The organism is Pantoea sp. EA-12, from assembly GCF_030053355.1.
Lineage (GTDB): Bacteria > Pseudomonadota > Gammaproteobacteria > Enterobacterales > Enterobacteriaceae > Pantoea > Pantoea vagans_C.
This window is the reverse complement of record NZ_JASGBY010000016.1, coordinates 1-12171: the sequence shown is the minus strand read 5'-3', so window position 1 is coordinate 12171 and position 12171 is coordinate 1. Positions and strand designations below refer to the sequence as shown.

The window sequence follows — 12171 nt, the reverse complement described above, 5'->3', positions numbered from 1 at the left end:
AATAGCTATGCGGAAAATTATCGAATTAACACTTTTCATAACAGCGAGTTATGACTAAAAGTAAATGTCAGCATTTTATGCTACTCACCTGCATACGAATTACGCTAAGTCCCCAGGGGTTGCAATTACCGCAGTGAAAATGGTACTTATCTCGCCCCTGTTCAGCAGGTATCCACTCAGGCTGCATCATCGCGCAGGCGCAAAATGCCGCGCACAGTGGTATAGGATGCAGTCCAATATAACCCTCTATTTTATCGGGCTTTTGCTCACTTCCCTGTGTGTCAATTCTTCTGCACCATCGCAGCAGAGCAAAGGGGTTTTTACTGAGGAAAATAACGCGTTATGAAAGGTTTTAAGCTCACCCTTGCCTGGCAAATTTTGATTGCCTTGATTCTCGGCATCGTAGTCGGAACCGTGCTGCATAATCAGCCAGACGATCGTGAATGGTTAATCACTAACATTCTCACCCCTGCAGGCGACATTTTCATTCATCTGATCAAGATGATTGTGGTGCCGATTGTGATTTCCTCTCTGATTGTCGGCATTGCTGGCGTCGGTGATGCGAAAAAACTCGGACGTATTGGTGTCAAAACCATCATCTATTTTGAAGTGATCACCACCATTGCCATTGTGGTCGGCATCACGCTGGCCAACGTATTCCAACCCGGCAGCGGCATTGATATGTCAACGCTGGCAACGGTGGACATCTCTAAATACGAAGCCACAACCGAAGCGGTACAAGGCGCCCCTCACGGCCTGGTGACGACCATACTGTCGCTGATCCCGCAGAACATCTTTGCCTCATTGGTGAAGGGTGACATGCTGCCGATCATCTTCTTCTCGGTACTGTTTGGTATGGGCTTATCAGCGCTGCCATCTGAGCATCGCGATCCGCTGGTCACCGTGTTCCGTTCGATTTCTGAAACCATGTTTAAAGTGACGCACATGATCATGCGTTATGCGCCGGTGGGTGTATTTGCGCTGATTGCGGTGACCATTGCCAACTTTGGTTTTGCCTCGCTTTATCCGTTGGCCAAGTTGGTATTACTGGTTTACGTGGCGATTCTGTTCTTTGCCTTTGTGGTGCTGGGCGGCGTGGCGCGCTTCTGTAAGCTGCGGATTACTACGTTGATGCGCATTCTGAAAGATGAGCTGATTCTGGCTTACTCCACCTCCAGTTCTGAGACCGTGCTGCCACGCATCATGCAGAAAATGGAAGCCTACGGTGCGCCAAAAGCCATCACCAGTTTCGTGGTGCCAACCGGATATTCGTTCAACCTTGACGGTTCAACGCTGTATCAGAGCATTGCAGCGATCTTTATCGCACAGCTGTATGGTATCGACCTGTCGCTGACCGATGAGATCATCTTGGTGCTGACGCTGATGGTGACATCAAAAGGGATCGCTGGCGTGCCAGGCGTGTCATTTGTTGTACTGTTGGCAACCCTGGGAAGCGTCGGTATTCCGCTGGAAGGTTTGGCGTTTATCGCCGGTGTTGACCGTATCATGGACATGGCGCGTACCGCACTGAACGTGATAGGTAACGCACTGGCGGTGCTGGTGATCGCGCGCTGGGAAAACCAGTTCGACACCCAGCAAGCCGAGGCTTACGAGCTGCAACTGCGCACGCAAAAAGCCAGTTAATGCCTTAGGTCGCCATTACGGTGTCATTATCTAAACCCGCCTTTTGGCGGGTTTTTTAATGCAATTCAAGCTCAATCTTGTAGTTTCCGGTGCATCATTCTTGCTTAAATTAATACCCACCATAACCACTTAATTTTTGTTTTTGTGGGTATGGTGGGTATATTATGAACGCAGGAGATTTCAGGAGGTTTCATTGAGCAGCAGGGAGCTGATCAGGATGTTGCTGGATCGTGGTTGGATACTGGACCGCGTGAAAGGAAGTCATCATGTGTTTGTGAGGGCGGATAAGCCTTATCACATTTCACTTCCTCATCCTGAAAAAGACCTGGCAACTGGAACATTACATAAGCTATTGAAGTTAATGGACTGAAACTATACGGGGGCTTGGCCCCCAATTTGGAAATATTAGCAATGGCAGTTGTAGCAGGCATTGCAATGATTTCTTGCCTTCAATGGGTATTTAAATATTCATTCTTTGTGAGGATTCACCATGAGATTCCCCGTTTACCTGCATAAGACAGAAGACAACAGTTGGTCAGGTTTTGTGCCGGATGTAGAGGGATGTTTTTTTGCCGGCAGAAGCATAGACGATGCATTAAATGATGCCTTTAGCGCTATCGACGTGCATGTAGAATCTTTAGCTGATGCGGGTAAGCCCATCCCTAAAACTGTAGACATTGAAACCCACATCCAGGATGAGACCTGTCAAGGTGGATTCTGGGCATTTGTCGACATTGATTTAAGTCGCTACGAGGGAAAAGCGGTAAAGTTGAATATCACCCTGCCTCAGAATTTACTCAGTAAAATAGACAGTTATGTCGAATCGCATCGTGAATACGCATCACGTAGCGGATTTCTCGCTGAGTTAGCGCGCAGAGAACTCGCAGGTCACCATTAACGGCGCACTAAGCTAAACCCGCCTTTTGGCGTAATGCTTGTCAGTTAAGAACTCAGGCTGCTTATTAATAAGTGGCCTTTCTTTTCTGTGCGGGCTCTGCCGCCACTACAAACGGGCCGTTCGCGGATGACGCTCCATGGTCGGCCGCGAACTGCCCCACGCCTCCCCGCGTGGGGCTCCTGACCCAACGTAAAAGTCTCCGCGCTGCGGATAACCCTGAGGGTGCAGCAGAGGCGTCATGGCCCCAGACGGCGTTATCGTCAGTCGCTTAACTTGAGCATTAGCCTTTTGGCGGTTTTTTTATACCCGCTTGCGCAGAATCACAAAAATCGGTGTTACCCGGAAGGAATTAACAATTCTAAATGGTGTATAGTTTTCAGAATAAATTATTCTTTCACAGGAGTGCATGATGCAAATCGACCTCAGCCAGATGATCACCGAAGGCCGTAACCCCGCAAGCCAGAATATTGATGAACTCTCCACCGAAGCGATGCTACGCGTCATCAATGACGAAGATAAGAAAGTGGCGTTGGCGGTAGAAGCAATCGTCCCGCAGATTGCACAAGTGGTGGATGCCATCACCCTGGCCTTCAGTAAAGGTGGCCGCTTAGTCTACTGCGGTGCCGGTACGTCTGGCCGTTTGGGCATTCTTGATGCCAGCGAATGCCCGCCCACGTTCGGCACGCCGCGCTCGCAGGTGGTGGGGCTGATTGCGGGTGGCCGCACCGCAATATTGCAGGCGGTGGAAAATGCGGAAGATAACCACGAACAGGGTGCGCAGGATCTCAAGGATATCGATTTCCATGCCCATGATGTGTTGGTCGGTATTGCTGCCAGCGGGCGCACGCCGTACGTGCTGGGCGCATTGGCCTATGCGAAACAGCAGGGCGCATTCAGCGCTGCTCTGACTTGCAACCCAAATAGCCCGATGTCACAAGCCGCCGATGTCGCACTGACGCCGGTGGTCGGGCCGGAAGTGGTGACGGGTTCTTCGCGGATGAAAGCGGGCACGGCACAGAAGCTGGTGCTCAATATGCTGACCACCGGTGCGATGATCCGCAGCGGCAAGGTGTATGGCAACTTGATGGTGGATGTCGAAGCCACCAACCAAAAGCTGGTACAGCGCCAGATCAATATCGTCAAGCAAGCCACTGACTGCGATGATGCCACCGCACAGCAGGCGCTGACCGCGTGTCAGGGGCACTGTAAAACAGCGATCGTGATGGTGCTGGCGGGGCTGGATGCCAGCGAGGCTAAAGCGCTGCTCAACCAGAACAGCGGCTTCATTCGTCGTGCGTTGCGTGAAGCAGGAGCCGAATAATGGCCGCCATCACCGAAGGTTTATTGCAGGATATCTTGCTGGCGGTGGGTGGCGCACCGAATGTGGTGCAGTGTGGTCATTGCATGACGCGTCTGCGTCTGACGCTGGCGGATGCATCACGGGTGGATCACGCGCGGTTGAAAACGCTGCCCGGTGTGCTGGGTGTGATTGACAGTGATGCGCAACTGCAGATTGTGCTCGGCCCCGGCAAAGCACAAACGGCGGCAGAGAAAATGCAGCTGCTACTGAACAGCAGTGAGCCCGCTGCAGCAGGCGACCTAAGTCAGATTGCGGCGGCGCAGAAACAGCAAATGAAAGCGAAACAGACCAGCGCGCTGCACCGTTTTCTCTCTTGTTTTGCCACCATTTTTACCCCACTCATTCCCGGCTTTATTGGCGCCGGTTTGCTGCTGGGGTTTGCAACGCTGATTGAGCAGATATTTCATCTCAATCAGCCGGGCGATCATGCGCAGTGGCTGCTGGATACCGTGGCCTACATGAAAGTGTTTGGCAAGGGGCTGTTCACCTTCCTGAGCATTCTGATTGGCTACAACGCGCAGAAAGCGTTTGGCGGGTCCGGCGTGAATGGCGCGATTATCGCCTCGCTGTTTGTGCTGGGCTATGTGCCGAAAGCCACGGTGGGATATTACAGTGGCATGTCGGATTTCTTTGGCATGGCGATTGACCCGCGCGGTAATATTATTGGCGTATTACTGGCTGCCATATTTGGTGCATGGGTCGAGAAACAGCTGCGTAAGATTATCCCGGATAATCTCGATATGATCCTGACATCATTACTCACGTTATTAATTACCGGCGCGGTGACCTTTATGGTGATTATGCCCATCGGCGGTGAGTTATTTAAGGGCATGTCGTGGCTGTTTATCCATCTGAATAACAATCCGTTCGGTTGCGCCATTTTGGCCGGATTGTTTTTAATTGCGGTAATGTTCGGTATTCATCAAGGCTTTATTCCGGTCTATTTCGCACTGATGGAAACACAAGGCTTCAACTCATTATTCCCTATTCTGGCGATGGCAGGAGCCGGGCAAGTGGGTGCATCCATCGCGTTGTGGTGTAAAGCTGATAAACACTCATTGCTGCGAAAACAGATCAAAGGGGCGATTGTCCCCGGCTTGTTAGGTGTCGGTGAGCCGCTGATTTATGGCGTCACGTTGCCGCGCTTGAAGCCGTTTATTACCGCCTGCTGTGGCGGTGCACTGGGCGGATTCTTCATTGGGCTGGTGGCATGGCTGGGCTTGCCAGTGGGGATGAATACCGTGTTTGGCCCATCAGGATTAGTGACGCTGCCTTTGATGACCTCATCGCAAGGTATCTTTGCCGGGATGGCGGTGTATCTGGTGGGGTTAATCGTCGCGTGGGTCGGCGGCTTTGCCTTTACCTGGTGGGCGGGCAGCAAGGATGTGGATCTGAGTTAATCCCTTAGCGGCGCGAGTTATGGCATTAGGTTTGTCAGTTAAGCGCTTTATGGCCGCCTGAATGGCAACCCTGCGACGATCGTGCGCGGTTTTCGTAGGGTGCGCACTTTTGGCCTCGAAGAAAGGATGTGCGATAAATCATGCCGCTTCAGGAGTGCCTGATTTGCGCCAATGAAACGTGACGCATATCACACTTTTGCATTTCGCCGTATCGTTTACCTTGGCACGTAAGGCCTGCGTCTTGCCGTGCCAATCGTAAATAAAACGCTAAAGAAAAATAAAGATATTATTAATAACTTAGCGCGCTAACAATTGATTATCTCCGGAATTAAATATTGCCAATAATTTATCCCGCCTCACATTTATTTCCTCTTTGTGACAATAGGTTAGCTGCAATTGCCTTTTGCTTCTCATGGCAGAAAAGTCTATACCTAAAGCCAATTAATCTATAACAACAGTTCTTTCTCTTTTTTCGCTGCGCCGTACTTTCTTCACACAGTGGTTCTCAGAAATTAATTGCTTATCGGGGTTGGTGTTATTCCTGCCGCTTTATCCCCTCGCGATGAATTTAACGCTGTTGCAATAACAGCGTGGACGCTGCACGCCCACCGGAGGAAGTATGAAGTTCAAATTAAATCCGATCGCCATCGGAATATTAGCGGCACAGGCACTGTTTTATCCCTATATCAGTGCACAAGCGATAACATTGGGGAGCTATTCACCGCAGGTCAATGACAACCTCTTTGGCGAGCAGAATATTGATGTGAGTGGCACGAGCGAAACCTTGACCGGTAACCCGGATTTTGCACCGGGTACCGACGGTTCAGTGAGTTCAAGCCTGGCTCAGGTGAATATCACCTCGGGTGCGCAGTTCCTCAACCAGACGCGCCTCAATCCTGGGCCGCAGAACTTTGCTATTACGGTGCCTGATCCCACTACAGGCGGTAATACGACCTTCCAGGTTTACAACTCCGCCAGCCTGGTGGCACAAGCGCCCGTGACCTCAGACACTGCCGTGCCCGATGTGGTGAATGTGAACGGTGATCAATACATCAACGCACGGGTCGCGGATGTCTCTAATGGCGGTTCACTTGATGTGAACATCGGCCAGCCTAACGCGGCTAGCAGCGCCAGCACCAACAGTTGGAGCATGGCCGCCAAACAGACCACGCTGTTTCAGGTAGGCAGCGACAGCACGTTGAACTGGAATTCCAACAATCGCATCAGCTTCTTTGGCACTGCCGCCACACCTGACGGCGCAGGAGCCACGCAAACGTTTCAGGTGCAAAATCTCGCGACTTATAAAGGCAGTTTCAGCGTGCAAACGCTGGATGGCGCCACCCAGACCTTCTCCGTCACCAGCGCCAGTGAGCTGCAAACCTATAACAACTGGCTGATCAGCCAACTGCAATCGGGCAATCTCGATAAAGCCAACTATCTGGCCGACTTCAACAAGGCCGTCACCGTGACCAACGGCAATATCGTTTACGACGTCAGCGCCACGCCCCCGGATGAAGTGACTCAGCCGATAGGCAATCGCATCGTGGTGAATGCCGATGGCGCAAACGCGCGTGTCAATCTGGCGGCGGGTAAAACGCTGGAGGTGGTCGGCTCGACGGGCGGCGCAATTAAAGCTTCAAATGGTGCGCAGGCGGTGATTGATGGCAAGCTCGCCAGCCGAGGCACGATAGCTAACAACGGTACGGCGCTGGTGCTGGCGGGCGGCAGCAACGGCAGCACCAGCGCCACCGGCGTGATTAACGGTGGTTTCCTGAATCGTCAGGATGGTACCGGCATTGGCTCTACCGGCTATGGTGCCAACGGCGTGCTAGTGCAGAGCGGCAGTGAGTTCAACAATAATGGCATCGTCAACCTGGCCACCACCGGCAGCAATTCGCAGTACGGTGTGGCGGGGATTCGGTTGGAGGATAACGCCACCTCCAACAACAGCGGCAACATCAACGTTGGCGTTAATGGTTCCAGTGCCAGCGGTACCGCCTCTGGGGTGTTGTTGACCACCCCGACGTCCACGTTTACCAATACGGCCGATGGGCAGATTTATATCGGCCGGGGCCCACAGAACAGCCTGACGGATAACGTCGCGGATACGGCGATGAATCAGAGCGGCCTGACCAGTGGCATCGCGTTGGTGGCCAACGGCAGCGCCACTAACAACGGCACCATCGTTATCGGTTCAAAAGTACAGAACGCAGCGGGCATGTCGGCCTCGGGGGCCAACAATGTCACGATGCTGAACACCGGTACCATTGATGTGAACGGTGCTGCAGCAACGGTACCGCGTGAAAACGTCGGCATGTCGGTGACCAACAGCAGCGGGAATATCGACAATAGCGGCACCATCAATCTCAACGGCGTCAACGGTACCGGTGTGAAAGTGGTGGCGACCAACGGCAACAGCGCATCGGCCAACTCCACGGGCACCATTAACGTTGCGGGTGGGGCCGATCCGGCGAGCGGAACGCGCAACTTTGGCGTCTGGGTTGAAGGTCAGGGAACCGGCCAAGCCAGCGCAGACATTGATGGTCCGGTGAACCTCAGTGGTAACGGCGCGATTGGCGTGCATGCGCGCGGCAATGCCACGGTGAACGTGGCGGCAAATGCCATTCCCTCCTTTAGCAATGGCAGCAATCAGATCGCCTTCTTCGCCTATGGCCCCAATGCGCTGATCAACGTCGCGGGCAATAATCCCTTCAATGTCACCACCGCCAATTCAACCCTGTTCCGCGTCGAGCAGGGTGCCGATTTTGATGGTACCGACCTGTCTCTCACCGCTTCGGGCGCGGGTTCGGTGGCGGTGAATGGCAGCGGCACGGGGGGCACGGAGGTGAACACGCGCAACGCCACGCTTAATGTCAGCGGCGCTGGTGCTACGGGCGTCAATATTGAAGGCGGTGCCACTGGCACGATCGACAATGACACCACCATCAATCTGACCGGCAACAATGCCATCGGCGCGATTGTGGATGGACAAAAACATACCCTGGCGGGCAGTAACAGTGGTGCTCCCGTTACCAGCACCCGCCTGAGTTCAGCCGCCGCACTCAGCTCATCACAAACCGGCTTGATCGGTTATCTGGCGCGCAATCGTGCGCAACTCAACAACACCGGTGACATCAATTTCAGCGGGGCAAACGCCACCGGTATTCGGGTAGAGAGCGGTGCCACTGGCAGCAACAGCGGTAACATCAGCATCAATGATGGTGGTACCGGTATTGCGGTCAACAGCAGCGGCAGCACGGCGAATACCACCGCCAATAACAGCGGCAACATCAATGTCAACGGTGGCAGCACCACGAATCGTAGCCGGGGTGTCAGCGCCAGCGGCAGCCGGGCCATTGCCAATCTCAACAGCGGCACCTTGAACCTTAACGGCACGGGCGCGATAGGCGCAGAGGCGGTCAATGGCGCGCAGGTGAATATTGCGGCAGGATCCGCGCCGATTTTCAATAATACCGATCAGATTGCGTACCACGCCGCAGGCAGTGGTTCACGCATCAACTCGGCAGCGAACGCACTGGATGTGAACACGCAAAACTCCACCGGATATCGCATTGATGATGGTGCAGCCCTGAGCTTTAGCAGCCCAACGGCACTGACCACCAGCGGCGTGAACAGCACGGGTGTGATCGTTTCGGGAAGTGGCAGCAGCCTGAACAGCGCCAATGCCCGCTTCACCGCCAGCGGACAGGGCAGCACCGCGGTGCGTGTTGAAGGGGGCGCAGCTGCCACCCTGGACAGCGGTAGCACGCTCAATCTCAGCGGCAGTAATACGGTGGGGGTGCTGGTAAACAATCTGCGCACTGACCTGAGCAATACGCTGAATGGCAGCTCGGCACCTACTACTGTGACCAGTAATGGCAATCTCAGCGGAGCAGGCAGCAATGCCATCGGCTTTGATGTCACCAACGGTGCCGCGCTGGTGAACAATGGTGCGGTGAATCTCACCGGCAGCAGTAACATCGGCATTCGTTCGCGTGCCGGCAGCACCTTAACCAACAACGGCACGGTGAATGTGGCGAATGGCACCGGGCTGGATGTCTCCGGCAGCGGCAGCACCCTGGCAAAGGGCGGCGTGATCAACGTGGATAACGGCACAGCGGGCGTGCGCATCAGTGATGGCGCACAGTTAGCCCTCACCGGCAGTGACACGGTGATCACCACGCGCGGCAATGCGCACGGCATTTTGCTGGATACCGGTGCGACCGCACTGAGCGCCAGCGATGCCACGGTTAACGTGCTGGGCAGCGGCAACGGTATTGAAAACCGCGCAGAACTCAGCAATGTCAGCCTGAGCAATCTCACCCTTAACGTCGGCAACGGCAACGGGATCCGCACTGCCGTGGCCTTTGATCCCGCCTCCACCGTGACCACTAATGTGTCGGGCAGCGGCACCGGGCTGAACATCGCCAATGCGGATGGATCGACCACCCGCGGCGATTTAACGCTGGGATCGGGCTATCAGTTCAATGTGACCGGCGCAGGCGGCACAGGGATCCGCGCCAACACCAGCGGCAATGTGACCACTGCCGCAGACGTGAATATTGATAACCCGGCGGGCGGCTCGGCACTGGTTTCCAGCACGGCGGGCACCATCACTAATACCGGTACTTTTACCTCCAATAGCCTGACGTCCCCGGTGGTGGATTTGCGCGGCGGTAAAACCATATTTGAGAACTATGGATCGATCATTACGGCCAATCCTCAGACGGTGGCGGTGGCCGGAAGCAATGCCGATGATGAAGTGTTGTTGACCGAAGGTGAGGTGCGCGGCGATATCAATCCCGGCGGCGGATCGGATCTATTTCGTTGGACGGGCGGCGCGCTTAACGGCAGCCTGACGATGGGGAATGACAACAACAACAGCGCGCAAGTCAGCAACGTTGATCTGGGTACGACCTATCACCTCACCAGCGGCAGTGGCACCGGAAACACCCTGACTTTCAACCAGATTGATTCACGCGGTGGCAGCTTTAGTGCAGACGATCTCAACAAAGGGGTGAATCTCGGCAGCGGCTGGAGCACCATCAACTTCGCCAGCACCCAGTGGACGTTGACCGATAACCTCAAGCTGGCACACAGCACCATCAATGTGGACGCGGATTCGACACTGTACGCCGGTAATAATGTGCACCCGACGCTGGCAGGCGGCACAGCGGACTCACTCACGGTGAATAATGCGGGGACGTTGGATCTGACCAACGGCGCAGGTTCGCCAGGCAACACGCTCAATATCAACGGTTCACTGGCATCCAGCGGTGGTCAGCTTAACCTGATCACCGACCTCAACGAGGGGGGCGCACTGAGCAACCAGTTCACTGACCATCTCAACGTGACGGGTAACGCCAGCAGCACCACGCTGGTGAATGTGAAACTGACGGACAGCAGTACTGGGGCGCTCACCGATCTCAACCGCAACGGCGGCATTGAAGGCAACGAAGGGATATCGCTGGCCCAGGTGGCAGGTAACGCCAGCCCGGAGAGCTTTGCACTGAAAGACGGCTATCTCGGTGCCGGGCCGTGGCAGTATCGGCTTTACACCTTTGCGCCGGGCAGCACTGACCCCAGCCAGCGTCTGGTCAGCGGTAGCGGCAACAATTACTGGGATTATCGACTGGCAAATTATTACGTCTGTGAAGATGGCGCCAGCTGCCCATCGACCTTTATCACCGATGCGTTCGGCAGTGGCAAAAGCTACGATGCGCGCGCCGCCGTGGTGCCGCAGGTACCTTCGTATATCTCTGCACCGGTCGGGCTGGCGTATTACACCTCAGCGATCATCGACGATCTGCATAAACGTCTCGGCGAATTACGCCATGAGCAGACGCGGCCAGAGGGCGAGGGCGGCGAGATGTTCCTGCGCTATATCGGTTCAAATCTGAAATACAAAAGTGACCAGCGTTTCACTGATTACGGTTACGACTTTGATTTGGATTACAGTGCAGTGCAGGTGGGCGGTAACCTCTTACGCCTCGACGGGGAGAAAGACAGCCTGCGCGGTGGCTTGGCCTACACGCGCGGTAACACTCGTATTCGCCCAGATGCGGCGGATGGTTACAGCAGCACCACTTTTGACAGCGATAGCCTGGCGTTTTACGGCACCTGGCAGCGTCAAAGCGGTTTCTATCTGGACGGCGTGCTCTCGTTTGACTGGCATCGCGGCGAAACCGCCATTGCGCGACAGCAGCAAGAGGCAAAGTTGAAGGCGCATGGTTGGACCGCCTCACTGGAGAGTGGCTATCCGTTCGACTTGGGCGATGGCTATAAGCTGGAACCGCAGGCGCAGCTGATGTACATGAAGCTCAACATGAATGACTTTACCGATCAGGATGGCAATAAAGTGCGTTACGGCGATTACAACCAGACCATCGGACGGCTGGGCGCACGGCTCGATCGCACCTGGACGGATGACAGTCAACGCCAGTACACCCCCTATCTGCGCGCGAATTTCTACAAAGGCTGGGGCGGTACGGCAGAGACCAACGTTTCTTCAGTGGATAACCCTGCGCTAGGGGCGACTTTCACCAGCGGTCACTTTGGTCAGATGTGGGAAGTGGGCGCAGGCGGCACCGCCACGCTGCATAAGGATGTGTCGCTGTATGCCGAAGCTGATTACCGTAAAGAGATCAACGGCAACGGGGCCAAAGGTTGGCGCTACAACTTGGGTGTAAGGTGGCAGTTTTAACTGAGTCTGACTATGTGGTCGTCATCAATGGCGTAATGTTTTTCAGTTAAACGACTGACGATAACGCCGTCTGGAGCCGCACCGGGGCTGGCGGTCCTCGCGCCGCTACGCGGTGCCTTCACTTCACTCGTCTGCCTTAACGGACCGGTGCCGATGGAACATCCAT

Annotated in this window: 6 protein-coding genes; all 6 read left to right on the top strand. The window is 54.7% G+C overall.

Annotated features, from left to right (window positions below; translation table 11 throughout):
* Window positions 1-342: 342 nt before the first annotated feature.
* The 6 genes from gltP to QMZ30_RS20365 all read left to right on the top strand — a co-directional run bounded on the left by gltP (window position 343) and on the right by QMZ30_RS20365 (window position 12005).
* The gene (gltP, locus tag QMZ30_RS20390; RefSeq protein WP_039336186.1) at window positions 343-1644 is read left to right on the top strand and encodes a glutamate/aspartate:proton symporter GltP; all 1302 of its coding nucleotides are present in this window, start codon (window positions 343-345) and stop codon (window positions 1642-1644) included.
* A 136-nt stretch (window positions 1645-1780) separates the two neighbouring features.
* Window positions 1781-2014, top strand: a complete 234-nt coding sequence (locus QMZ30_RS20385) for a type II toxin-antitoxin system HicA family toxin (RefSeq protein ID WP_349306838.1) — start codon at window positions 1781-1783, stop codon at window positions 2012-2014.
* A gap of 120 nt (window positions 2015-2134) precedes the next feature.
* The gene (locus QMZ30_RS20380) at window positions 2135-2542 is read left to right on the top strand and encodes a type II toxin-antitoxin system HicB family antitoxin (protein ID WP_283228759.1); all 408 of its coding nucleotides are present in this window, start codon (window positions 2135-2137) and stop codon (window positions 2540-2542) included.
* 409 nt (window positions 2543-2951) lie between these two features.
* Entirely contained in the window at window positions 2952-3863 is a 912-nt protein-coding gene (gene murQ, locus QMZ30_RS20375) for an N-acetylmuramic acid 6-phosphate etherase (protein ID WP_283228822.1), read from the top strand.
* Window positions 3863-5302, top strand: coding sequence for a PTS N-acetylmuramic acid transporter subunit IIBC (gene murP / locus QMZ30_RS20370; RefSeq protein WP_283228758.1), 1440 nt, complete (start codon window positions 3863-3865; stop codon window positions 5300-5302). The genes murQ and murP overlap by 1 nt, the downstream gene beginning before the upstream one ends.
* Before the next feature lie 619 nt (window positions 5303-5921).
* Complete coding sequence (locus QMZ30_RS20365) at window positions 5922-12005, top strand: autotransporter outer membrane beta-barrel domain-containing protein (RefSeq protein ID WP_283228757.1); 6084 nt, start codon at window positions 5922-5924, stop codon at window positions 12003-12005.
* Window positions 12006-12171 lie beyond the last annotated feature (166 nt).